21 protein-coding genes and 2 pseudogenes are annotated in these 25,670 nt (G+C 46.3%); 2 read left to right on the forward strand and 21 right to left on the reverse strand.

Going from position 1 to position 25,670, the window contains the following annotated elements; all coding sequences use genetic code 11:
- Window positions 1-223: 223 nt before the first annotated feature.
- The 15 genes and pseudogenes from clpB to BM278_RS05140 form a co-directional block, all read right to left on the reverse strand.
- Window positions 224-2,821 (reverse strand): ATP-dependent chaperone ClpB, encoded by a 2,598-nt coding sequence (gene clpB / locus BM278_RS05075; protein WP_090948281.1) that lies wholly within the window; start codon window positions 2,819-2,821, stop codon window positions 224-226.
- Window positions 2,822-3,013: 192 nt separating this feature from the next.
- Window positions 3,014-3,193 (reverse strand): YjzC family protein, encoded by a 180-nt coding sequence (locus BM278_RS05080; protein ID WP_090948283.1) that lies wholly within the window; start codon window positions 3,191-3,193, stop codon window positions 3,014-3,016.
- A 94-nt stretch (window positions 3,194-3,287) separates the two neighbouring features.
- Window positions 3,288-4,226: an ornithine carbamoyltransferase gene (argF, locus tag BM278_RS05085; RefSeq protein ID WP_090948285.1), complete on the reverse strand. Its 939-nt coding sequence runs from the start codon at window positions 4,224-4,226 to the stop codon at window positions 3,288-3,290.
- The gene (locus tag BM278_RS05090) at window positions 4,223-7,348 is read right to left on the reverse strand and encodes a carbamoyl phosphate synthase large subunit (RefSeq protein ID WP_090948287.1); all 3,126 of its coding nucleotides are present in this window, start codon (window positions 7,346-7,348) and stop codon (window positions 4,223-4,225) included. Before BM278_RS05090 ends, argF begins: the two co-directional genes overlap by 4 nt.
- A complete protein-coding gene (locus BM278_RS05095; RefSeq protein WP_090948290.1) occupies window positions 7,341-8,411 on the reverse strand; it encodes a carbamoyl phosphate synthase small subunit in 1,071 nt (356 codons plus the stop codon). Before BM278_RS05095 ends, BM278_RS05090 begins: the two co-directional genes overlap by 8 nt.
- A gap of 79 nt (window positions 8,412-8,490) precedes the next feature.
- Window positions 8,491-9,651, reverse strand: coding sequence for an acetylornithine transaminase (locus BM278_RS19020; RefSeq protein WP_208601752.1), 1,161 nt, complete (start codon window positions 9,649-9,651; stop codon window positions 8,491-8,493).
- Between the two features lie 84 nt (window positions 9,652-9,735).
- Window positions 9,736-10,425 (reverse strand): annotated as a pseudogene (gene argB / locus BM278_RS19025) (acetylglutamate kinase); the annotation flags it as partial.
- Between the two features lie 15 nt (window positions 10,426-10,440).
- Window positions 10,441-11,682 carry a bifunctional ornithine acetyltransferase/N-acetylglutamate synthase gene (argJ, locus tag BM278_RS05105; protein WP_090948292.1) on the reverse strand — a complete coding sequence of 414 codons (1,242 nt, stop codon included), beginning with the start codon at window positions 11,680-11,682 and terminating at the stop codon, window positions 10,441-10,443.
- Between the two features lie 16 nt (window positions 11,683-11,698).
- Window positions 11,699-12,736 carry an N-acetyl-gamma-glutamyl-phosphate reductase gene (gene argC / locus BM278_RS05110; protein ID WP_090948293.1) on the reverse strand — a complete coding sequence of 346 codons (1,038 nt, stop codon included), beginning with the start codon at window positions 12,734-12,736 and terminating at the stop codon, window positions 11,699-11,701.
- Window positions 12,737-13,029: 293 nt separating this feature from the next.
- Entirely contained in the window at window positions 13,030-13,764 is a 735-nt protein-coding gene (locus BM278_RS05115; protein ID WP_090948294.1) for a YwiC-like family protein, read from the reverse strand.
- Window positions 13,765-13,769: 5 nt separating this feature from the next.
- Entirely contained in the window at window positions 13,770-14,000 is a 231-nt protein-coding gene (gene moaD / locus BM278_RS05120; protein WP_090948296.1) for a molybdopterin converting factor subunit 1, read from the reverse strand.
- Entirely contained in the window at window positions 13,997-14,467 is a 471-nt protein-coding gene (locus tag BM278_RS05125; protein WP_090948298.1) for a molybdenum cofactor biosynthesis protein MoaE, read from the reverse strand. The genes moaD and BM278_RS05125 overlap by 4 nt, the downstream gene beginning before the upstream one ends.
- Window positions 14,460-14,972, reverse strand: a complete 513-nt coding sequence (mobB, locus tag BM278_RS05130) for a molybdopterin-guanine dinucleotide biosynthesis protein B (protein ID WP_090948299.1) — start codon at window positions 14,970-14,972, stop codon at window positions 14,460-14,462. Before mobB ends, BM278_RS05125 begins: the two co-directional genes overlap by 8 nt.
- Window positions 14,969-16,228: a molybdopterin molybdotransferase MoeA gene (locus tag BM278_RS05135; protein WP_090948300.1), complete on the reverse strand. Its 1,260-nt coding sequence runs from the start codon at window positions 16,226-16,228 to the stop codon at window positions 14,969-14,971. The genes mobB and BM278_RS05135 overlap by 4 nt, the downstream gene beginning before the upstream one ends.
- 106 nt (window positions 16,229-16,334) lie before the next feature.
- Window positions 16,335-17,303, reverse strand: a complete 969-nt coding sequence (locus tag BM278_RS05140) for a methyl-accepting chemotaxis protein (RefSeq protein WP_090948301.1) — start codon at window positions 17,301-17,303, stop codon at window positions 16,335-16,337.
- 203 nt (window positions 17,304-17,506) lie between these two features.
- Here BM278_RS05140 and ric point away from each other — a divergent pair, with 203 nt between their 5' ends.
- Window positions 17,507-18,220 carry an iron-sulfur cluster repair di-iron protein gene (gene ric / locus BM278_RS05145; RefSeq protein ID WP_090948303.1) on the forward strand — a complete coding sequence of 238 codons (714 nt, stop codon included), beginning with the start codon at window positions 17,507-17,509 and terminating at the stop codon, window positions 18,218-18,220.
- A gap of 46 nt (window positions 18,221-18,266) precedes the next feature.
- On the opposite strand, the gene moaA is transcribed toward ric, so the two are convergent.
- Both moaA and modB read right to left on the reverse strand, forming a co-directional pair.
- Entirely contained in the window at window positions 18,267-19,289 is a 1,023-nt protein-coding gene (moaA, locus tag BM278_RS05150) for a GTP 3',8-cyclase MoaA (protein ID WP_090948304.1), read from the reverse strand.
- 14 nt (window positions 19,290-19,303) lie between these two features.
- On the reverse strand, window positions 19,304-19,960 hold the full coding sequence (modB, locus tag BM278_RS05155; RefSeq protein WP_090948306.1) for a molybdate ABC transporter permease subunit: 657 nt from the start codon (window positions 19,958-19,960) through the stop codon (window positions 19,304-19,306).
- Between the two features lie 235 nt (window positions 19,961-20,195).
- Here modB and BM278_RS05160 point away from each other — a divergent pair.
- Window positions 20,196-20,902, forward strand: a pseudogene (locus BM278_RS05160) (Crp/Fnr family transcriptional regulator).
- A gap of 158 nt (window positions 20,903-21,060) precedes the next feature.
- On the opposite strand, the gene BM278_RS05165 reads toward BM278_RS05160, so the two are convergent.
- The 4 genes from BM278_RS05165 to BM278_RS05180 form a co-directional block, all read right to left on the reverse strand.
- Window positions 21,061-22,104: a multicopper oxidase domain-containing protein gene (locus tag BM278_RS05165; RefSeq protein ID WP_090948307.1), complete on the reverse strand. Its 1,044-nt coding sequence runs from the start codon at window positions 22,102-22,104 to the stop codon at window positions 21,061-21,063.
- A 297-nt stretch (window positions 22,105-22,401) separates the two neighbouring features.
- On the reverse strand, window positions 22,402-23,577 hold the full coding sequence (locus BM278_RS05170; RefSeq protein ID WP_090948309.1) for an MFS transporter: 1,176 nt from the start codon (window positions 23,575-23,577) through the stop codon (window positions 22,402-22,404).
- A gap of 291 nt (window positions 23,578-23,868) precedes the next feature.
- The gene (locus tag BM278_RS05175; protein WP_090948311.1) at window positions 23,869-24,990 is read right to left on the reverse strand and encodes a TIGR04053 family radical SAM/SPASM domain-containing protein; all 1,122 of its coding nucleotides are present in this window, start codon (window positions 24,988-24,990) and stop codon (window positions 23,869-23,871) included.
- A gap of 71 nt (window positions 24,991-25,061) precedes the next feature.
- Window positions 25,062-25,649 (reverse strand): molybdenum cofactor guanylyltransferase, encoded by a 588-nt coding sequence (locus tag BM278_RS05180; RefSeq protein WP_090948312.1) that lies wholly within the window; start codon window positions 25,647-25,649, stop codon window positions 25,062-25,064.
- Window positions 25,650-25,670 lie beyond the last annotated feature (21 nt).

Below are 25,670 nucleotides of genomic sequence, written 5' to 3' on the forward strand. Positions count from 1 at the left end.
GCTTTAAGGAAAAAGAAAAGGCGCCCTGCGAAAAGCAAGGCGCTTTTGGTCAATACTACGGATCGCGCACGGATGGAACGGATGAGGCAACCTAGGCGATACCCCTTTTTGCCAACAATATCGATCGTACGTGATTGCCGGGCAAAGGCAAGCCCCTCACCACTCCCCTCTTTGATGCGCCAAATAAGCCGGAGCGCTTCCCCGTTTCCTTGCCGCATCGTCTTTATAACTGTGGACGGATGACAAGCCGGCCGTTTTCGACATCGACGATGACGGTGCTGTAATCTTTCACCCGCCCGGCGATCAACTCTTTGGCGAGCGGCGTTTCAATTTGTTTTTGCATAAACCGTCTTAACGGACGCGCCCCATAAACCGGATCAAATCCAGATTCGGCGATATATTGTTTCGCTTTTTCTGTTAAGGAAAGCGAAATATGACGGTCGCTGAGCCGTTGGGCTAATTCACGCGCGAATTTTGCCACGATTCCTTTTATTTCGTTCATCGTCAGCGGCTTGAATAAAACGATGTCATCGATTCGGTTTAAAAATTCTGGACGGAAATGTGCACGCAATTGTTGCAATACTTGTTCGCGCGTTTCTTCCTTAATCTTACCGTCTTCTGTCACTCCTTCCAACAGCAAATGCGACCCGATATTGGATGTCATGATCACCACCGTATTTTTAAAATCAACCGTGCGCCCTTGCGAGTCGGTAATGCGCCCGTCATCCAACAGCTGCAATAAAATGTTGAACACTTCTGGGTGCGCCTTTTCAATTTCATCGAACAAAATGACGGAATATGGCTTGCGCCGCACCGCTTCCGTTAACTGGCCTCCTTCTTCGTAGCCGACATAGCCCGGAGGCGCGCCAATTAAGCGGGAAACGGCATGTTTTTCCATATATTCGGACATATCGATGCGAATCATTTGCTCTTCGCTGTCAAATAGCGCGTGCGCGAGCGTTTTTGCCAATTCCGTCTTCCCTACTCCAGTCGGTCCTAAAAAGATAAAGGAACCAATCGGGCGATTAGGGTCTTTAATGCCGGCGCGCGCCCGCAGTACCGCATCGGCAACAAGTTCAACCGCTTCATCTTGGCCAATGACTCGCTCATGCAACAATTCGTGCAGCCGCAATAACTTTTCCCGCTCGCCTTCGACTAACCTCGTCAACGGGATTCCCGTCCAGCGCGAAACGATTTCGGCAATTTCCTCCTCCGTTACCTCTTCGCGAAGAAGTCTCCCTTCTTTATTACTTTCGCTCATTTCTTGTTCAAGCTGTTTCAATTGTTTTTCCAACTGCGGAATGCGGCCATGGCGAAGTTCCGCCGCTCTATTCAAGTCGTATTCGTTTTCCGCCTCTTCCAATTCGCGCTTCGCTTTCTCCAATGCTTCACGAACGTCACGCACGCGCTGAATCGCTTCTTTTTCCTGTTGCCATTGCGCTTTCATGCTGTTCGCTTTTTCCCGCAAATCCGCCAGTTCTTTCGTAAGCGCGGCAAGCCGCTCTTTGCTCGCTTCGTCCGTTTCTTTTCGCAGCGCCGCTTCTTCAATTTCCAATTGCATGACGCGGCGCATCACTTCATCCAACTCAGACGGCATCGAATCCATTTCGGTGCGGATGGTCGCACACGCTTCATCGACTAAGTCAATCGCTTTATCTGGCAAAAAGCGATCGGAAATGTAGCGATCCGCCAATGTCGCTGCGGCAACAAGGGCGCGGTCATGAATTTTCACACCGTGATGTACTTCAAACCGTTCTCTTAAGCCGCGCAAAATCGAAATCGTATCTTCCACACTTGGTTCTTCGACGAGAACTTGCTGGAAGCGCCGCTCAAGCGCTGGATCTTTTTCAATATATTGCCGGTACTCATCGAGCGTTGTCGCACCGATGCAATGCAGCTCGCCGCGCGCCAACATCGGCTTTAACATGTTTCCCGCGTCCATCGCTCCTTCTGCTCTGCCGGCGCCGACAATCGTATGCAATTCATCGATAAATAAAATAATTCTCCCTTCGCTTTTCTTTATCTCATTCAATACCGCTTTTAGGCGTTCTTCAAATTCGCCACGAAACTTTGCCCCAGCAACGAGCGAACTCATATCTAAAGCGAAAATCGTTTTATCTTTCAATCCTTCCGGAACATCTTTGCGAACGATACGCTGCGCCAATCCTTCGACAATCGCTGTTTTTCCAACGCCCGGCTCTCCGATAAGCACCGGGTTGTTTTTCGTTTTGCGCGATAAAATGCGAATGACGCGGCGAATTTCGCTATCACGGCCAATAACAGGATCAATTTTTCCCGCCTTCACTTCAGCGACTAAATCGCGACCGTATTTTTTTAACGCTTCATATGTAGCTTCTGGAGTTGGACTTGTCACGCGCTGATTCCCCCTTATTTCCGTTAATACGCGTAATAATGAAGAACGGTTGATGTTGTAACGTTGGAAAAGCTTCCCGATATCGTCGGTTTCCTCTGTGAAGGCAAGCAGTAAATGTTCAACCGAAATATATTCGTCTTGCATATTTTTTGCTTCTTCTTCCGCTTTTGTCAACAACCGCTGCAGCCGCGGCGACATATAAAGATTTTCCGCACCGGCCCCAAGCACTTCCGGCTTTTTCTTTAACAACACTTCTAGCTCATGGATGAATGCATCTATATTAACCCGAAGCAATGTGAATATTCTTCCGGCAAGCCCATCTTCTTGCCGCAACAATGCGAGCAGCAAATGTTCAAAATCAAGCTGCTGATGATGGTGCTTTGTCGCAATCTTTTGCGCCTCGAGAAAAGCTTCCTGCACTTTTTCTGTAAATTTATTTGCGTTCATCCGCTTTCCCTCTCTTTTGACCTTTTTTGACCTTTAAGTATATTATAACGATACCTCTTTTTCTTTTCAAATAGAAAGCCACTCCAAATGGAATGGCTTTTCTCGTTCGCAAATAAGCGAGAATAGGGATACTTCACCGTCTCAAAAGTCAAGAGCGGCCTTTAGGCGATATGGGGCGCCTTCCGCTTTTCTTTACGGTTTTCTCATATACGTCCAGTGGCGGTTATGGTTTGATGTTTCCGGAAACGTATCCCCTGCTTTTAGTTTTATTTTTCTTGGATTTTTGACGTTATCGCCGGTTTCGCCAATTTCGATGTACATCCCGTTGTTTGGAGCTTTATCGCCCGGTTTAAAATGGCGCTGTTGCCCCATTGGAATCCCCCCTTATCCGAAGTACATTTTTATCATGCCCGTCCGCCCGTTTATTCATAACAAAAAAGCACCGGCATATCGCCGGTGCAACTCGTCACAATAAAGATAGCAACACTGCTTTCTGGGCATGAAGCCGGTTTCCCGCCTGCTGAAACACAAACGAATTTGGCCCGTCAATCACGTCAGCCGTTACTTCTTCACCGCGATGGGCTGGCAAGCAATGGAGAAACATATAATCTTGTTTTGCATGCTTCGTTAATTCGCCGTTTACTTGAAACGGCTGAAACACCGCAAGACGTTGCTCGCTTTCTTGTTCTTGGCCCATGCTCGTCCATACGTCTGTATAAATGACGTCAGCGTCGGCGACCGCTTCGACTGGATCGTGCGTTACCGCAACGGTTGCTCCCATTTGTTTTCCAATTTGCATCGCCGCATCTACATATTTTTCCTTCGGCTCATAGCCAGCCGGACAAGCGATTACACAGTCCATGCCGACTTTTGCCGCGGCAATCATCAGCGCGTGGGCGACGTTGTTGCCGTCGCCGACATAAGCAAGTTTCAATCCTTTCAACGTTTTCTTTACTTCATAAATCGTCAATAAGTCCGCTAGCGCCTGGCAAGGGTGGTCGTCATCGGTAAGCCCGTTAATCACGGGAATCGTCGCATATTTTGCGAGCTCTTCCAATTTGCTATGAGCGAATGTGCGAATCATAATCGCATCGACGTATTGCGATAATACTCTCGCCGTATCGGCGATCGTTTCCCCTCGTCCAAGCTGCAAATCGCTGCTATTTAAGTAAAGCACGCTTCCGCCGAGCTGAATCATCCCTACTTCAAACGATACTCTCGTTCGGGTTGACGGTTTTTCAAAAATCATTGCTAACGTTTTTCCAACAAGCGGGGTATACGGTTGCCCGGCAAGCTGTTTTTGTTTTAATTCCCCTGCAAGCGTTAATAAATCATGAATAGCTTCTGTCGAAATATCGATCAACGTTAAAAAATCTTTTCCCTTCAGCGAAGCGACTTTGTTCATATAATCACCGCTTTCTCTGTTTGTTTTTTCTCGTCAAGCCACTCTTGAATGGATGAAACAGAAAACTTTTCCACACCGATCGCTTGCAAAAAGAGTTGGAACGTCTCTCTTTCGGTAAACGTCATTATTTGCCGCGCCAACGCAAGCATTCGCTGTTGCGCACCTTTTTCGTCTTTTTGCAAATCGAAAAACGCCAACGCTTCCTTGCGTTTGACCCATTCAGAAAACGGCAGATCAGAAACTGCAATTAATTGTTTTTCTTTCAGCATCTCAAGAAGTTCATCGCTTACCTCGCCATTGACATAAATTTCGCGAGCGCCGCGTTTTTTCGACAAATAGGAGTAAAACGCCTTTGCCGCCGCTTCTTTCATCGTCTTCGCGATGCTGATTCCTTCCCCTGTCGACTTCATTTCCGGGCCGACGAGCGGATCGACACCAGGCAACTTATGAGTTGAAAACACCGGATATTTTAGGACAAGATACGGCAAGTTCACCAAACGGCGTTGTTTTTCATCAACGACATCGTTTAAACATTTCCCGAGCAATAATTTTGTCGCAATTTGCGCGAGAGGTATGCCTGTCGCCTTGCTGACGATCGGAACAGTCCGGCTGGCGCGCGGGTTCACCTCCAATACGTATACGCGGCCGTTGGCAATGACGTATTGAATGTTCATAATCCCTTTAAATTTCAATTTTTTTACAATTTTTTCGGCATATTCAATGATTTTCGCTTGTTCTTCATTAGCAATCGTTTGCGCCGGCAGCACTGCATAGCTGTCTCCGGAATGCACCCCCGCTTTTTCCACGTGTTCGATGATCGTCGGAAGCAAAATGTCGCTTCCATCTGCAACAACGTCGACTTCCGCTTCTTTTCCGTCTAAATAGGCGTCAATTAACAGCGGATACGTAATCGCTCCTTGCTCTAGCAACTCGCGCAATTGTTGTTCATCTTTGACGATGAACATTCCTCTGCCGCCGATGACGTAAGAAGGGCGGAGCAGTACCGGATAACCGATTTTTTTTGCGTTCGAAACAAGTTCTTCTTCGTTGTTCGCCATCATTCCCGGCACATGCGGAATGTCCAATTCTTCTAATAGCTGATAAAAACGATCGCGGTCTTCCAGCTGGTCGATAATATCGTAGGTGACGCCAAGAAGAGGAACATTCGCTTCTTCAAGCCCTTTCACGAGATTAATCGCCGTCTGTCCTCCAAACTGAACGATTACTTTTTTAATTTGTTCCGCTTCAATGACGTTCAACACTTCTTCTAGCGTGAGCGGCTCGAAATAAAGGCGGTCGGCTACGGCAAAATCGGTGCTGACGGTTTCCGGATTGTTGTTCATTAACACCGTTTCATATCCTTCTTTTTGCAGCGCGTATACGCTATGCACGGAACTGTAATCAAATTCGATTCCTTGCCCGATTCGAATCGGCCCCGCGCCAATAATTAATACTTTCTCTTTATCGCTTTTTTTCCGCTCATCTTCGCCGAAGTATGTCGAATAATAATAATCCGTTTCCGAATGGAACTCCGCCGCGCACGTATCGACCATTTTATATGATGGGACGATGCCAAGCTGTTTTCTCTTTTCTCTTACGTCACTTTCTTTCACGTTCCATGCTTCTGCCAAAAACGCGTCGGAAAATCCTTTTTCTTTCAATAAACGGAACATCGCTTCATCGATTTCGTCTAAACTCGTTTCTTTCGCTTTCTTTTCTAATTCAATCAGCTGATAAAATGAATTCAAGAAGAAACGGTCGATTTTTGTCCATTCATATACAGCATCGATCGTTTCTCCGCGTCGGAACAGTTCGAGAATCGCAAAAAAGCGGCGGTCATCTTTTCGGACAAGCAGCTGTTTCAATTCGTCATTGGTTTTGTCCGCGAGTTCTGGCAAATATAATCCTTTATTCTTTCCTTCTAATGAGTAAACCGCTTTTTGAAACGCGCGTTCCATGTTGCGGTCGATCGCCATTACTTCCCCCGTCGCTTTCATTTGCGTGCCAAGCTGGCGATCGCCGAAAGGAAATTTATCAAACGGCAAGCGCGGAAATTTCACGACGACATAATCGAGCGCCGGTTCAAAACTCGCATACGTCGTTTTCGTTACCGGATTAAGCAGTTCGGCCAACGTATAGCCGACCGCTAATTTCGCGGCTATGCGCGCAATCGGATATCCCGTCGCCTTGGATGCGAGCGCCGATGAACGGCTGACGCGCGGATTCACTTCAATTAAATAATAGCGCTTGCTGAACGGATCAAGAGCAAATTGAATGTTGCATCCTCCAATGATGCCGAGCGCGGAAATAATTTTGATCGCTGATGAGCGCAGCATTTGATATTCTTCGTCCGTCAACGTTTGCGACGGGGCGACAACGATCGAGTCGCCGGTATGGATGCCGACTGGATCGACGTTTTCCATATTGCAAACAGTAATGCACGTATTCGTATGGTCGCGCATTACTTCGTATTCAATTTCTTTATATCCAGCCACGCTCCGTTCAATGAGACATTGCGTAATCGGGCTTTCCGCGAGCCCTTTTTCGACTAAAGCAATAAATTGTTCCATCGTTTCCGCGATTCCCCCGCCCGTTCCGCCGAGCGTATAAGCGGGACGAATAATGATCGGAAATCCGATTTTTTCGGCAAAAGCGACCGCTTCATCGACGTTCGTAATAATTTCGCTTTCCGGAACCGGTTCGCCAAGCTCATACATGAGCGCGCGAAACGCTTCGCGGTCCTCACCTCTTTTGATCGCTTCAATCGGCGTTCCGAGCAATTTTACCCCATATTTTTCCAAAATCCCGGCTTCATGAAGCTGAAACGCCAAGTTTAATCCCGTCTGCCCGCCAAATGTCGCGAGCAGTCCGTCAGGACGCTCTTTCGCGATAATCGCCTCCACGCTATCTACCGTCAACGGCTCAAAATAAACGGCGTCGGCATGAACTTCATCCGTCATAATCGTCGCCGGATTGTTATTCACTAAAATAACGCGGTATCCTTCTTCTTTTAAAGCGATACACGCTTGCGTGCCAGAATAGTCAAATTCCGCCGCCTGCCCGATGACGATCGGGCCGGAGCCGATGATTAAAATTGATTGCAGCGATGTATCTTTAGGCATACACTTTCTCTCCTTTTACTACCGTTTGCAAAAACTCGTCAAAAATATGGTTCGTATCGCTTGGACCCGGATGTGCCTCCGGATGGTACTGCACCGATAAAATTGGTTTATGGCGGTGCACCATTCCTTCGATGGAACCGTCATTGACGTTTGTAAATCGGATGTCAAACGGTGTGTTCGCCAAACTTTCTTTCTTGACGACATAACTATGATTTTGCGATGTCATAAACACCTTTTGTTTCACCGCGTCATAGACAGGCTGGTTTGCCCCGCGATGGCCGAAACGGAGCTTTTCCGTATCTGCGCCGTATGAAAGCGCCACTAGCTGATGGCCAAGACAAATTCCTAGCGTTGGATAACGGTCAATGATTTTGCGGATGTTTGCCAGCTGTCCGGAAAGCTGCTTCGGATCTCCAGGACCATTGGATAATACGATTCCATCCGGCTTTATCGATTCGATCGTTTCGAATGAAGTATGATACGGAACGACGGTAACTTTGCAGCCCCGCGCTACCAATGATTGCAAAATCGATTTTTTGTAGCCGAAATCGATTAATACAAGATGAGGCTCGCCGCTTCCATATGTCTCTATCTTTGCAGTCGACACATCGCGGACCGGAAACGGATTTTCAGCAAACGCCGCTGCGTCGCACGATGGCGAAACTGTAAGTTTTGCCATCATCGTTCCTTCGTTGCGGATTTCTTTTACCAACGCGCGTGTATCGACATGGGTTAACAGCGGAATATTCCATTGTTGCAAATACTCTTTGAAACTATATTTCGCGTCGTAATGATATCCGCGGCTGCTCGCTTCATAAACGATCACCGCCTGTACGTGCGGGCGCTTGCTTTCAAAATCATCCGCATTAATTCCGTAATTTCCGATTAACGGATACGTAAACACGATGATTTGATTTTTATATGAAGGATCTGTCAGCACTTCTTGATAGCCGGTCATGCCGGTAAAAAAGACGATTTCCCCGCACACTTCGCCATTTGCAAGCGGTGATTCTAACTGTCCGACAAACGTCTTTCCGTTTGCCAAATGCAAATATGCTTCCATGAACGACACCTCATGCTCGAATTTTTATTTATACAACAGAATTTTTATTCATTCATAAGGATAAAGAGGCAGCTAGCGATTATTTCGCAGCTGCGGTTTTGACTTCCTGTATCGTTTGTTTGATTACTTTAACCGCTTGATCCAATTCTTCTTTCGAAACAATCAGCGGTGGCAATAGCCGAATTACGTTTGGTCCGGCCGTTAATACGAGCAATCCATTTTCATGAATGGCCGGGATTAGTTTTGCAACGTCTTCGCCACATTCAATGCCAACTAACAGGCCGAGACCACGCACTTCTTTTACTAACTTGAATTCGCTTAACGCTTCTTGCAGACGCGCTAAAAAATAGTCTCCTTTTTCTTGCACTTCTTGCAAAAAGTCAGGCTGAAAAATGATTTGCAACGTCGCTTTTGCGGCCGCCATCGCAATTGGATTGCCGCCGAATGTGGAACCGTGCACCCCCGCCGTAAACGTATCTTTCAAAAACGCCTTGCCGATCATCGCACCAACCGGAATGCCGCTTCCTAATCCTTTTGCGCTCGTAATAATATCCGGCTCGATGGCAAAATGTTGATACGCAAACGGCTTCCCGGTGCGCCCGATCCCTGTCTGCACTTCATCGACAATAAACAGCGCACCATATTGCTTGCAAAGCTCGGCGATTTTTTGCAAAAACGCAGCATCGGCCGGTCTGACCCCGCCTTCCCCTTGAACGATTTCCACCATCACCGCCGCGACATCTTCGCTCATTTCATTTTCCAGTGCTTTGATATCATTAAACGGCAGATGGACAAATTCCGGCAAAAGCGGGCCAAACCCTTTGTATACTTTTTCTTGTCCTGTGGCCGACATCGTCGCAAACGTCCGCCCGTGAAACGATTGCCGAAACGTAATGACTTTATGGCGTCCTGTATGCTTGCGCGCCAATTTTAATGCCGCTTCGTTCGCTTCCGCGCCGCTATTGCAGAAAAATACGTAATCACCGCAGCTATTTGCAACGAGAAGTTCCGCTACTTCTTCCTGCAGTTCAATAGTAAATAAATTGGAAACATGCCAAAACCGATTGAGCTGTTCTTCGATTGCTTTCTGCACCGCAGGATGGCGGTGGCCAAGATTACAAACAGCGATTCCGGAAACAAAATCCAAATACTGTTTTCCGTTTGTATCGGTAACCGTCGTCCCTTCCGCTGATTTTACACAAATATTCCAGCGGTTATATGTTGGAAATAACGCTCCCATTAATAGACCCCCCACTTCGTTTCGAATCGTCGTTCCATATAATTGCCCATTTTCATAAAACGGCGCTTTTCCGCTGACGATCATCACTTCATGAAGCGATTCCGACAGCGCGGCAATCGCCGCTTTTACTTTTGGAATCATCCCTCCCGTAATGACGCCTTCGTTTATCATTCGCTCAATCGCATCGATCGTTGCCTGTTCAACGACAGCGCCGTCCCGCAAAATTCCCGGAACGTCCGTCACAAACAGCAGCTGCGCCGCCTTGATCGCTTTCGCTACCGCACCTGCCGCCGTATCGGCGTTAATGTTATATTTTTGGCCGTCTTTGTCTGTTCCGATCGGCGAAATGACCGGAATGTAACGCGACTGCAACAGTTTATCAACAAAAACGCCATTGACGTTGACGACTTTCCCGACATATCCGAGTTTTTCTAAGTCGATTGGCGCTGCCTGCAATAAGCAAGCGTCTACGCCGGAAACGCCTACTGCGGGCAATCCGTACTGCTGCAACAACGCAACAAGCTGTTTATTCACTTTGCCCGCCAAAATCATTTCCACTACTTCTAATACTTCTTTTGTCGTTTTGCGCAACCCGTTCACAAATTCACTATGCACATGAAGCCGCTCCAGCATTTTTCCGATTTCCGGGCCGCCGCCATGAACGAGGACAACGTTCATGCCTTGTTCATACATCGCTTGCAAACTCGTAAAAAACGACGGCGATAAATCGCTTAACACGCTTCCTCCGCACTTGATGACAACTGTCTTCTCCATCTCCCTCTCCCCTTATTACGTGCGATAACTCGCGTTAATTTTCACGTAATCGTAAGTTAAGTCACAGCCCCAAGCAATTCCTGTCCCGCTGCCTAAATGCAAATCTACTTCAATGACAATCTCGTCGTTTTGCAAGTAGGCGCTCGCTTCCTCTTCGGAAAACGGCTGTGGCTCGCTTCCTTTTAGCATGGAAATCGGGCCGATCGAAATATCGACATTGTCCGGATCCACCATTGCCCCTGCGTAGCCGATCGCGCAAATAATTCTTCCCCAATTCGCGTCGGCGCCATAGATAGCCGTTTTTACTAAATTGGAGCCAACGATTTGCTTGGCGATTTTTTTCGCATCATCATCCGTTTTTGCCCCGTTCACGCGCACTTCGATTAACTTCGTCGCTCCTTCGCCGTCTTTGGCGATTTGTTTCGCTAAATCTTCACACGTTTTTTTCAGCGCTTCATAAAAATTTTCCCAGTCCGGATGATCCGGCGTTAATTCCTTATTCCCAGCGAGCCCGCTCGCCATCACAATGACCATATCGTTCGTGGACGTATCTCCATCTACCGTAATTTGATTGAACGATACATCCGTAATCGAACGGAGCGCTTCTTGCAACAGCGGCGAAGAAATATTGGCATCGGTAGTGATAAACGCCAGCATCGTCGCCATATTCGGATGAATCATTCCCGAACCTTTCGCCGCGCCGCCGATCGTCACCGTTTTTCCATCAATGGTCGTTTGGTAACACGCTTTTTTCATCACCGTATCCGTCGTTAAAATTGCAGTTTGAAACGCCTCCGCATTTTCCGGTAAGATGCCCGGCTGCAATTTTTTCATGCCTTCGCGGATTTTCTCCATCGGCATAAACTCACCGATCACGCCGGTAGAAGCGACCGCAACGAGATGCGGGGCAATGCCGAACTGTTGCGCGCATAACTCTCTCATTTCATACGCATCTTTTAATCCTCTTTCTCCCGTACACGCATTTGCGCACGCGCTATTGACAACAACCGCTTGCAATTTTTGTTCAGTCGCGATGCTTTGCTGCGTCACTTTCAGCGGGGCAGCTTGAAAATGGTTTTGCGTGTAAACCGCGGCGCAAGAAGCCGGCACATCGCACACGATGACGCCCAAATCTTTTTTCGCATAGCGCAAACCGGCGTGCACTCCCGCAGCTTTAAATCCTTTCGGCGTGACAACCGTTCCTTCAGCAATATAAGAAATTTTCGTTTCTGGCTTTTCTTCCTTTGCGATCACCATCGTTCGATCTCCTTCCTCATGGATAAATCGGGCCTAACGTAAGTCCGCTTTCTTCCTCCCAGCCCATCATCACGTTCAAGTTTTGAATCGCCTGTCCCGCCGCTCCTTTGACGAGATTGTCGATGACGGAAACAACGGTCACTCTTCCCGTTCGTTCATCATACGCAACTCCGATGTCGCAATAGTTTGAACCGTACACTTCTTTTGTGGCCGGGAATTGTCCGGGCTTGCGGATGCGGACAAACCTCGAATCTTTATAACTTGTTTTATATAAATCATGCAACGTCTCTATCGTCAGTTCTTTCTTCGCTTTCGCGTAAATCGTTGCCATAATTCCTCTTGTCATCGGAATTAGATGTGTGCTAAACGTAATCGACTGAATGCGCTCGTTCCAAGTTTTCAGCATTTGTTCGATTTCCGGGATATGCTGGTGGGAATTCACTTTATAAATTTTGACATTTTCATTGATTTCCGAAAAATGAGTATTTAACGATGCTTTTCTCCCTGCTCCCGACACCCCGGATTTTGCGTCAACAATAATCGAATCTTCCTCGATCAATCCCTCTTTTACGAGAGGGGCTAGCCCAAGCAAAGTAGCGGTCGGGTAGCAACCCGGATTAGAAAGAAGCTGCGCATTTTCAATTTTTTCTTTATTCCATTCTGTCAATCCGTATACCGCCTGTTGCAAATAGTGATCAGAAGCGGTTTGTCTTTTATACCACGTTTCGTACACGGATCTATCTTTCAGGCGAAAATCGCCGGATAAGTCAATCACTTTCACTCCTTTATCCACCAACGCCGGCGCAAGCGAGCTGGAAACACCTGGCGGAGTGGCAAAAAAGACGATTTCATGCTCATTCGCCATTTGTTCGACATCGATTTTCCGAAGAATCGCTCCCTCGATTTCGCCGACATGCGGGAAGCTTTCCGATAAATCGATGCCGTCTTGTGAAGAAGAATAAAGAGAACAGCTACGAACATGCGGATGATGTTGTAAAAACCTTACCAATTCCACACCGCCATACCCTGTCGCACCAATGACTGCGATATTCATCCCTTGCCTCCTCAACCGAATGATCTTTCATGTAGTTACCATTATAATACTGTATAAAAATAAAATCAAATGTATATTTAGTTATTTTCTCAATATTTTTTAATCATTTTTAAAAACAATTTTCAATGCCCTTACATCATTTTTCTTAAATTTTTATAAAAAGGCCGTTCACATTGCGGAAAAACATAGTATTGGTTGCACGTCTTCACGCCATTTCTCAAAAATGATGCAAAAAAAGGCGGAAATCAACAACCGAAAAAAAAAACGAGATGCATTCGTTGATGCATCTCGTTTTATGAATAAAGAACAACCATCGCAACCAAAAAATAAATCGCGTTGGCAAATTCTAATATTCCGATTTTCATAATCGGCAACGATTTTCCATACAAATAAACTGCCCGAACAACGCTTGGCACATAGGCAAGAACAAGCAACGGGTATCCGATGACAACGAGCGCGATCATTAATAGTCCATGGTATCCCCATGATAGCCATTTGTACATTGGATTTTTCTTTTCGCGAATCATTGTTTTTACGTAAAAGGTGCTGCCGAGAAAAAAGAGAAAGCAAAAAGCGGCGATTTCCAACGCTTGTACCGTTAATGTCCCGCGCCCGATATAAAAGCTGGCAAGTCCGCCGATGCAAAAAGCAGCGATTGCCGCAACATCATTCCAAAAAGCGCGCTCCTGTTTCCGTTTCGTATAATAAATATTGATGAGGAAAAGCGGGATCATCGCCATTCCAAAATAAAATAAAGACGGCGCGTACCATAAGCAAATAACAAGCATCGCTGCGGCAATGGCAATGTAGAAGGAAAACGATTTCTTATACTCTTGTTTACGCTTTGATTTGATTGACATCAACAGCGGGTATGTCGCCAAATATAAGAAAAGCCAGCCTAGAAATAACGGCAGATGAAGCCATGTAAATCCACCCGCGTATGCTCCCAGCAAAAACGGAATGACAAGCATCGCCCAAGCGCCATGCTGTTTCGGAACGATCCATTTTTGCTTTTGTCGGTTTTCCATCGCTCTCACCCCCCACTTACCGGTGGAATAAAGGCAACAATATCGCCAGGCTGAAGCGTTTGATCGTCGCGGGCATATTCCTCGTTCACCGCGACCATCACTTGTTTTAAATCAATGTGGTAACGGTTTTCGACTTCTTGCTTTAACTCCTTTACCGTTTCGGGAACGTTAGAAAGCACGATACGCCCCTCTCCAACCGCTTCCTGCAAATGCGCAAAAAAGAGCAGTGTAATCATGGCAAATCCTCTCCTTCCGGTTTTCCCGTCGGGTACGCTTTCGTCCCTAGTTGATTGCCGACCCATTCCGTTCCGTCTTCCCAATGCTCTTTTTTCCAAATTGGGACAATTTGTTTAATGCGCTCAATCGCGTATCGGTTCGCCTCGTACGCGTCGTTGCGGTGCGGCGACGAAACAGCGATAACAACGGCGATATCGCCGATATCAAGCTTGCCGATTCGGTGCGTAATCGCCACTTTCGTTTCCGGCCATTTTTCGCGAATTTCCGCGCCGATTTGTTCGAGCATTTTTTCCGCCATCGATACGTACGCTTCGTATTGCAAAAACAACGTCCGTTTTCCGTTTGTCCATTCGCGCACCGTCCCGGCGAACGTCGTCACCGCCCCTGCTTCGGGACGCATCACTTTTTTCACCACATCCTCGATGGAAACAGGCTTATCCGTAATCATAAAAAGCCGTTCATTCATTCGCCTTTTTCACCTCATTCATTAACCAATGTAAATAACTTTCTTCATCGTCGATAGAAAATAAAGGATATGGAATAAAAGATAATTGCGAAGGAGACTCCCACGCAATTACGGCGATAATATTAGAAAGCTGTGAAAGCGAAGCCCAGTCGTCCTTGTTTCGCAGCATGACCACTTTTTTATACGTCTCTTTTTTGTAGCCTTCGACAAGGACAAGATCAAGCGGCAAAAGCTTATATAATGATAAAATTTGCGCCAGCGACCACGTCGGCTGCCACGCATGAAGCTCAAGCAACCCGCCGCCTTCCACCGAAACGGCAACCGCTCCCGCTCGTTCGTGGCGCCTTGAATCCGTATAAGCATCGCTTCTTTCAGGATAGCCGCCGTGGCCATGGTGCTTCACCGTCCCGACGCGGTATCCTTCCTTTGTTGCCGTTTGCACCCATTTTTCGATGAGCGTCGTTTTGCCGCTATTTTTATAGCCAACAACTTGCCAAACGTTCATATGTCACTTCCTTCTTCATCTTCTAGCAGCAATACATCGACGGTATCTCCTTTCGCAAATCCGCGCGTCCCCCCCGGAAGCACCATCAGCGCATTTGCTTTGGCCAACGATGTAACAATATTCGACTTATCCATCCCGACAGGCGCAACCGTCAGCCGGCCATTTTCGACCGCCACATAACTTCTGACGAACCGGGTAAACGGATTCGGTTTTGGAAAGTCGGCCATCAACGTTGCCGTCGCTTTCCGCAAATACGGTTTCGGCGAAAATAGACGCGTCCGCACGACAGGGCGCACAAACAACTCATATCCGACGTAGCACGCCGATGGGTTGCCCGACAGCCCGAACAGCAGCTTGCCATCCAACTGCGCAACCGTCGTCACACTGCCCGGTCGCATCGCCACTTTATTGAACAATACTTCTGCGCCAAGACGTTCGTAAATGACCGGCAAATAATCATAATCTCCAACGGAAACACCACCCGTCGTAATAAGAAAATCAACTTGCGGCAATGCCTTTTGTATCGCTACAAAACATGTGTCCACATCATCCGCTAATTTTCCAAAATAGACTGGCTCCGCACCGCTGCGGACTACTTGCGCTTGAATCATATACGCGTTGCTGTTGCGAATTTTGCCGGGAACAAGCGGCTCGGAGACGTCGAGCAGCTCGCTGCCTGTCGCAAAAATGCCAATTCGCGGTTTTCTCGCAACTTTTACTTTGGCGTATCCGAACGTCGCTAACAACGCTTGTACGCCCGGATTGATAAACGTTCCTTTCGGGACGAGCACATCCCCTTTTTTCGCGTCTTCTCCTTGAAATGAAATATTATCACCTGGTTGAAAAGGGCGTTTGATGGACATATACGTTTTTCCGTCGCGATCATACTGTTTCGCCAATTCCAGCATGACGACCGCATCGCATCCATCTGGAATTTGCGCTCCCGTCATAATGCGCACCGCTTGAAACGGCTGAACCGTCTTTGCCGCAACTTGTCCCGCTCCTATCGTTTCAATCACTTCAAATTCTACCGGATTGTCAAGCTTTGCTTTTGCGGAGTCAGCTGCGCGTATCGCAAAACCGTCATAAGGAGAACGATCGAACGGCGGAACATCATGGTCTGCGCGCAGTTCTTCCGCCAAATACCGTCCGTACGCTCTCTCAAGCGGAACCGTTTCCGCTTCCCCTTCCCGCGCATATTTCATCACCTTTTTGATCGCTTCCGTCACTGGAATTGGAATTCGTTTTTCTACCATGCCTTTCTCTTCCTTTCTCATTTCATGGATGCCCACGATGTTCATATTTTAATTTTTTACATCCAGAAGGGCAAGCAAACTGCCAAAGAAAGCAAATTTTTATCGGTTAATCCGCACAATTGATGGACTGCCAAGTTTTTAACTGCCGCATTCCTTTTTCTAATTTTTCATCGATGACATTTGCATCGGCAATATGTTGCAAAATCATCTGTCGGGCTTGATGAAAAATGTCTGCCGATTGCGCAATTTGCTCCGTGACTTCGCCGGCGGAATGATGCTGTTTGCGAATATCGTTAAGCACTTGCTCGATGTGTTTTTCGACATCACGAATAATTTGTAAAATCGCCATTAGTTTTTTGGATGTCTCAACGCTCATATGCACGGCTGTCTTGATCATCGCGGAAACCGTTTCCATTTGCTGCAATGATTGATGGATATCTTTTTGTACCATATCTATTAACTGATGAATGGATTCTGTGCTATCGGCAGTATGTTCAGCCAGCTTTTTGACCTCCGCCGCTACAACGGAAAAACCTTTTCCGTGTTCTCCTGCTCTCGCTGCTTCAATGGAAGCATTTAAAGCAAGCAAATTCGTCTGATCGGCGATCTCTTTAATTACTTTGACAATTTGTTCAATTTCTTTGGATCGCGTGCGAAGCCCTTGCATCGTTTCTGATGTTGCATGCATCTCACCGCCGAGTTTCTTCATTATTTCCTCCACTTCGCCAGCCATGCGAATGCCCGACTCTGACTCTTTCACCATATGCCTCGTAGATTCTACTAAATCTTTTCCTTGTTCAAGCAAAAAATTGGAAGTTTCGCAAGAAGATTTACTTAATGCATTGACATTATCAACCTTTTCTTTTATTCTTTCAACTAATTCGCCTAGAGCATGATGCTGGCTGTTGACGAACTCATGCTGCTGAATCGCTTCTCCAAGTTCTGTAAACAAATCATCGATCAACATCTGCATCATTGCTTCTTTTTCGACAAGTTGCTTTTCCGCATCTTCTAAACGGCTTTTTAACTGCTGATTTTCGTTTTTCCATTGTTCAACTTTCCACAATCGGAACATTCCCCATCCCTTCTTTCTTATTTTTATTGTATGGAAATGAAGCAAAGCTAGTTGTGATGTTCATCACATTTATTCGTCTCATTTCTCTCCTAACGCGATTTGTTCAAAATTTCTTCATTTATGTGATATGCATCACAACATGCAAAAAAGAAAAGAAATATGCTTAAGTTATAGAGATTTATACAAAGATGGAGGCGCCGATTATGGAAAAACGATTTACAGAACAATCGCTCATCGGTGATATCGTAGCACAATTTCCAAAAGCAAGCGATATTTTTCGATCATACAAAATCGATTTTTGCTGCGGCGGGCAACGCCCGTTAAAAGAAGCGATCGAAGAAAGAAATTTAGATGGCGAAGCAATATTAGAGCAACTAAATGCGCTTTACTCGCAATCGCTTGAAAAAGACGATAAAAATTGGTTGGAAGCACCTTACAGCGAACTGATCGACCATATTATTGCCAAACATCACCGCTACTTGGCGGAAGAACTTCCGCAGCTTAGCCCTTACGTGACAAAAGTGCTCCGTGTTCACGGGGCAAACCATCCGCATCTAGCGCAAGTCCATAAGTTGTTTAACGAGCTGAAAACAGAGCTCGAACAGCATACGATCAAAGAAGAAACTTACGCTTTTCCGCTTATTTTGCGTTTTGAAAAAACTCCGACTCCAGAAAACAGAGAATCGACAAAACAAGCAGTCAGCGAACTTGTCGATGAACATGACGCCGCTGGCGATATCATCAAAACGATTCGCGAGATTACGAATGACTTTACCCCGCCAGAAGATGCATGCCGAACATACCGTCTTGTCTATGATCGATTAGAAGCGCTTGAGAAAGACTTATTTGAACATATCCATTTGGAAAATAATATTTTATTCCCTCGCGTCCTTAACGAAACAGACATGTCCCGATAAACAAACGACAACCGGATTGCTCAACATAAGAGCAAATCCGGTTTATTTATCCGCCAATATATGACATTTCAATTTTTTTCCGCGTTTTTGCCGTTTGCTCCGTCCGTTCGTCGGAGTAGCGGTCTGTTCGCAGATGCCACGTTGAAGCAATAACATGTTTAATCTCTTCTTTATCCGCCCCAGAACGCAGTTTTTCCTTCAACGATACGCCGCTTGTGGCAAACAAGCACGTATATAGCGTGCCATCGGCGGAAATGCGCGCCCGTGTGCAGCTTCGGCAAAACGATTCCGTCACCGAGGCGATAAACCCGACTTCCACGTTCGTGCCGACGTAGCGGTAGCGGCTTGCCACCTCGCCGAAGTAGGCTTTTTCCACCGGCTCAAGCGGATGCATTTGCTGCAAGAGTTCATACATTTCTTTTTTCGTGACGACATAGGAAAAATCCCAACCGTTTGTCGTGCCGACGTCCATAAATTCGATAAAGCGAAGTGTAATGCCCCGTTCCTTAAAATAAGAAGCCATCGGGATAATTTGCGAATCGTTCATGCCTTTTTTCACAACCATGTTTACTTTGACGCCAAGCCCTGCTTCCACAGCGGCTTCAATTCCTTTTAACACCGGCTTGACCCCGACGCCAACCCCGTTCATTTTTTTAAACACTTCGTCATCAAGCGCGTCCAAACTGACGTTGACGCGCTTCAGCCCCGCTTCTTTCAAACGTTTTGCCCATTTCACTAAATGAATCCCATTCGTTGTAAGGCCAATATCGCGGATGCCGGGAATGCGTGTCAATCGCTCAATGAATACGTCCAAGTCGCGGCGCAGCAACGGCTCTCCTCCCGTAATGCGGATTTTTTCTACGCCAAGTTCTGCAAAACTTTCCGCAAGCAGCGCCATTTCCTCGATCGTTAATAATTCGTCTTCACGCAAAAAGCGAAAATTCGGGCCGAAAATTTCTGCCGGCATGCAATATACACATCGAAAATTACACTGGTCTGTCACAGAAATGCGCAAATCGCGAAGCGGACGGTTCCATTGGTCGACGACCACCGATTGTTTTGTTTCCATACCGCTTTCTCCTTTCAATTAGACTTAAAGCTTGTCGCACATAATAATAAGAAAAACGACAACACCATTGTCACCGCAACCCATGCCCACGCCAATTTCATTTCTCCGGATTCAATCGCCACATAAATCGCGGTTGGAATCGTTTGTGTCTTTCCAGGGATATTTCCGGCGAACATCAATGTAGCGCCGAACTCGCCAAGGCTTCGGGCAAAAGCCAAAATCGCTCCTGAAATAAGCGCTTTTTTCGCAAGCGGAATCGATATATGCCAAAAAACTTGATATTCATTCGCCCCATCGACGCGCGCCGCTCCCTCAATCATTTCATCGATTGCTTCCAATCCCGCCTTCGCTGATTGGTACATGAGCGGAAAAGAAACGACGCTAGACGCGATGACCGCCGCGTACCATGTAAACATAACCGGTGCGTGAAACAAAGCTTCTATTCCCTTTCCGATCACGCTATTTTTTCCAAACAAAATGATCAGCAAGAAGCCAACGACCGATGGCGGGAGCACAAGCGGCAGCATCAGCAATGTTTCTACCACCATTTTTCCTCTAAATCGGCGGCGCGCCATCCATTTCGCGATAACCGTTCCAAAAAAGACGACGATGGCTTCGGAAACGAATGCCACTTTTATCGACAGCCAAACCGGTGACCAAAACTCCGTCATGCCAAAAAAACCTCTTTCAACATCGCACATTTTTATTCACTATACAAAAAAAATAAGAGAAATGTTGTGACGTTACTCACATTGTATCATAATAAACGTGAAAACAGTTTTAGAAAATAATTGTGACATCATTGTGACAATCATCACAAATATAGCAAAATGTGATTTTCGTCACAACAATATTGCCTCATCGTTTCCTACAATGGAAGTAACGGCAAACTATCGAGGTGAGAACATGCTTGCAGCAAAAAAACTAGGCAACCACGACCGCTTTGCGCATTTGCGGGAATTGCTTCGTTCCGCGAAGCATACAGTCAAAATGCGAAAAGGAACGTTTTTATTCCAAGAAGGGATGGATGCCGCTGAACTGTATCTTATTCTTTCAGGCAAAGTGCAAATAAGTAAAATCGGCGCTGACGGAAAAGAGATGTGTTTTCGCATTTGCGGCCCTGGAGAAATTATCGGCGAGCTAACATTGTTTACTGCAGAACCTCGTTATTTACTAACGGCAAAAGTGATCGAAGATGGCGAAGTAGCAGCCATTAAAAAAGATGATTTAGAACAGCAGCTCTTAACTAATCCCGCGCTTGCCTATGAATATATGCAATGGGTTAGCACGCACGGCGGACGCAAACAAAATTTCGCGATTTAATTATGCACGGCAAAAAAGGAGCGCTTTACTCTACGCTCATCCGCATGTGCAACAGCTATGGCGTCAAATTGGATAACGGAAGCATCCTCATCGACTTAACGCTGAAAAACCAAGATTTGGCCAACTTTTGCGGCACCACCCGCGAAAGCGTCAACCGCATGCTAAACGCGTTAAAGCAGCAAGGCGTTCTTTCTATTAAAAAAGGGAAGATTACGATTCATGACCTTGATTATTTGAAAAAAGAGATTCATTGTGAAAACTGTCCAGCGGAAATTTGCTGCATTGAATAAAACAATCCCCCTCCCTTTCGATGGAAAAGGAGGGGCATCTTTCTTTTTATTGTGTAGTGCATATTACTTTTATTTTTCTATATAATCTTTTACAATGTAAACATAAAGGAATCTTTTATAGCGGCATGCCATTTCTCGTTTGGCAGAACGAGAGATGGTTAATGCCCGCTGTCATCTTCGCCGGTTTCCGTTACTTTTAGTATCGCTACAGCGCCTTTTTGCGCATGGTTAAATTGGTGGGTAACGATTGAGTAGTTGCCTGGGCGCGTGACGGTAAATTCAACGACTGCACCACCACTTGCCGGAAGCATCACGGTCTGCAAACCTTTTAGATGGTTGTTTGGATTACCATCGATATAGACGTCATCGAAAACGGTACCAACGACGTGAAACGAGCTAACTTCATTCGGACCGACATTTTCAATATAAATTCTGACTTTGTCCCCAACTTTAGCAACGAGCGGCTCCTCTTTTAGCGTAAACGTATCTCCATTCGTATTTCGATCACCTGTTTTTAGCGCTTTTGTCGAGAAGACAACATAGCTTGGTACCCCGTTTTGAAAATCATCCATGTCATTATATTTGTACCATTCGTTTTGGATTAATACAAATTCGCGGTCCACTTCGTTATCGGTCGGATAGCCGTTTTTCGGCTTGACGATAATCATTCCGTGCATGCCGTTAGCGATGTGGGCGAGCACCGGCTTCGTGCCGCAATGGTACATAAATACACCCGGATTATTCGCCGGGTACGTAAACGTTCCCGACTTATTCGGCATGACATCGACAAAATCTTTCGACGGCGAAGCGTGAACAGCGTGGAAATCCATGCTATGCGGTATCGCCGGATCCATATTTTTTAATGTAAAGTGGATTGTATCTCCTTCATTGACGACAATGAGCGGCCCAGGTACTTGCCCGTTGAACGTCCACGCTTTATAGATTTTTCCTTTGTCGATCTCGATGTCCGTTATTTGCGCAGTCATCTCGATTTTGACGTCATGCGGGCCGATTCGTTCCATTTTCAACGGAACTGGTTTTTGGTTAAGGTCTTTGTGTGCAGCAAGCGCCTCTGAATTTGTGTGATGGGCTCCAGCCTTTGCGCTTTCCTTTTCCGCTTCTTTTCCACCTGTATTTCCACAGGCAGCTAAAAGCGAGGCGGCAACCGCAATCGACACAAACGTATAAAACTTGCGCTTCATTTTTTCTACCTCCTTAAATTTTATGGATTTCTTACAACTTCAGAGTACCGAATGTACTGTTTTCCCCTAGTGATTTGCATCACGACTCATCGCTAATATTTGAATAGTTTGTGAAATACTGAACAATATTACTTATATTTACGATAAAAATTATTTTCGTAGAAAAAATGATAAATAATGCCATGGCTTCGTTTCACACCGTAAACATTTATTATGTTAGTTTCTCCATGTAGAGAAGATATGTTCTCAACAACAAAAACAGCGGACCGCTTGATGCGATCCGCTGTTTCACTAATGTTACGATACATATGTCTTTGCCGTTTTGCCTGCTTTTTTTCCGAAGACGGTGCGGTTAAGCAAGAAGCAAATTAGAGCAAATAAGCTGAGGAGAATAAATCCAAGCATGTAAGAACCAGTAGCATCTTTCACCATTCCCAGCAAAATCGGTGGGAAAAAGCCGCCGAGTCCGCCCCATGCACCGACGATGCCGGTGACGGCCCCTGTTTCCGCCGGGAACAGCTGCGGAACGAGCTTAAAGACCGCACCGTTTCCTAGTCCGGACATAATGGCGATAAATAAACATGCCGCTGTCATCACGATAATATTTTCCATTCCAAACGCAATGGCAAGCGCTCCAATCGTAATTCCGGCATAAACGAACGTCAATACCCGTTCCGCGCCGATTTTATCGCCAAGATTTCCGCCGATCGGTCTTGCGAGCGTCGCAATTACGGTAAACCCAGCAGCGCGAAGCCCGGCATCCACCGGAGTCAAACCGTACAAATCAATAAGCAGCGATGGCAAATAAATGCCGAATGCGACGAATGCTCCGAATGTAACGAAATAAAAGAGCGATAACGTCCACGTATGTTTGTACTTCAGCACTGATAACGACTCAAGCATTGTTTTTTGCTGCTTCGGCTTTGGCATATCCGGAGTAAAAAACCAAACAAGAAGAAGCATAATGACAACCGGGATCATCATTCCCCAAAACGCCCATTTCACTCCAAACGCCGCCGCGATCGACGGGACCGAAAAACTTGCTACTGCTGTCCCAATATTTCCCATTGCGTTAATGCCAAGTGCTGTTCCTTGTTTTTCTGGAGGTGTTAGGCGCGATACGAACGTTACAGAAATGGCGAACGACGTCCCTGCCATTCCGATGAAAAACGCCCAAAACATTAACATGGCGTATGAATCCGCAAAACCAGCGCCGACTAACGGAATAATCAAAAACAATAAAAGCAATGAAAACAATTGTCTGCCGCCAAACCGGTCCGTCCAAATTCCAAGCGGAATGCGCATGATAGAACCGAGCAATACTGGGATCGCTACTAAAATGCTTTTTTGCGTCGATGTTAGTCCATACATTTCTTGAAACGTGCTCGCCAATGGGGAAAACACAGCCCATACGGCAAACGCAAACGTCATTGCCAATGTTGTAATCGGCAAAAGCGCTTTTTGCTTATTCATCACAAACATCCTCCTTTTTGCTCACAGCCATGTAACTAAGGTCAAGTCCAAATGATTGTGAAAATTCCATTGCCAATACAATAAACTTGGATTACGGGAAAATAAAACCGCTTTTTACCGTTTTGTTTTTACACAATTTCACGGACTTGATTTGTAACTACATTCAGCATACGGAAATCGGAAACCAATGTTTGTGATGTTTATCACATTTTTTTACAGTGTCACATATTTGTAAAAAGTTGAATCGCTCAGCTGAACATAAAAAAACTGGCTCTCATGCTGAGAACCAGTTCAGTAAAATTGCTGTTTTTTCTTTTTTCGCAACGCTTTCGGAATGTATATGCAGTACGGTTCGCTTTCTAAATAATCGCCCGTGACGGCATACGCCCGCGAGCGCGAGCCGCCGCAAACGTAGCGGAATTCGCAGACGCCGCATTTGCCTTTGTATTTATCCGGGTTGCGCAAGTCTTGGAAAATTGGCGAATTCCGGTAAATTTCCGCAAGCGGCGTTTCCCGGACGTTTCCCGCTTTAACCGGAAGCAGCCCGCTCGGATAGACATCGCCAATATGGGAAATAAAGACAAAGCCGTTGCCGTCATTGACCCCTTTTGGCGCACGGCCAAGGCCATCAACTTGACCGGTCAGCCCTTTCATCAACACGTCTTCATAACGGATGCCGTCACCGGCAATTTTGTTTTCCCGCATTTTCGCCTGCAAAACGACGCGGCGGTAGTGCTGCCCTGCCGTCGTTTTTATGTCAAACGGAACGCGCTTGCTCGTTTCGTATAGCCAGCGAAACACTTTTTCATGCTCTGCCGGGGAAATCATGTCCGACTCTTTTCCCCGTCCCGTCGGCACGAGGAAAAAGACGCTCCATAGCACACATTTTAGTTTTTCAACTAGCTTTGCCATCTCATCAAGAGCATGGACATTGTACCGGGAAATAACGGTATTAATTTGCACCGGGATATCAAGTTCATGCAAATATTCAATCGCTTTGATCGTTAAAGCGAAAGATCCGGGAGTTCCGCGGAAATGATCGTGGATTTCCGCGTTTGGCCCATCCAAACTAAACGCCCAGCGGGAAAGGCCGATTTCTTTCGCCTTGCGAATCGCCTCTTTCGTCACATTCGGCGTCGCGCTCGGCGTCATTGAGACACGCAAACCTTTGTCAATCGCATATTTCGCAAGATCAAATACATCCGGCCGCATGAGCGGATCCCCGCCGGTAAACACGAGAAGCGGTTGATCCATCTCGTATATATCATCAATCAACTTTTTCCCTTCTTCGAATGTCAATTCGCGCGGATCGCGATGATACTGCGCTTCCGCCCGACAATGAAGACATTTTAACTGACACGCTCTCGTCAATTCCCAAATTACGATAAACGGATTTTTGTTAAAGTCCCTCACTATATTCCCCTCCTTGTTTTCATTGTACTGCAGAGGGGAGGATATACATGTGACATAAATCACAAATCCGTTTATGTCACTATATCGCCATATTCGTTCGGCATGTTTACATTGCGGAATACGATCTCGTCTTCCCAAAAATCTTGCTCGGTCACATAGCGAACATGGCAACGATCAAGCAACGACTTCATTCGGTTATCCTTTGCCTGCAGCAACTTTTCGATTTGCGCAAATGTTCGCCGATGATACATGCCGACTAACGGTTGAATGCGCCCGAAATGCGCACATATCACCGCATCAAACTTCTCGTTCGCATATTGAGCAAGTTTTACCGCTACTTCCGGTCTCATATACGGCATATCGCACGGCAGCACAAATATCCATTCCGTCCTGCTTTCTTTCATTACCGTATAAATTCCGGCAAGCGGTCCTTGCCCACGGTACCGTTCCTCGTCCATAATCACTTTTTCCGCTGTATGTTGCCGAAAACAGTCTACTAGTGAAGGATGACTAACAATATAAATATCCTCTACCACTGCGCGTAGCGCTTCTACAGCAATTTCAAAAAAATATGTTCCGTTCAATTTGGCAAACGCTTTCGGGCTGCCAAAACGCCGCGACTGGCCGCCCGCAAGCACAACCCCTGTCATTCCTTTCACCGTCTGTCCCCTTTCTGTAAC

This window comes from Parageobacillus thermantarcticus (genome assembly GCF_900111865.1).
Lineage (GTDB): Bacteria > Bacillota > Bacilli > Bacillales > Anoxybacillaceae > Parageobacillus > Parageobacillus thermantarcticus.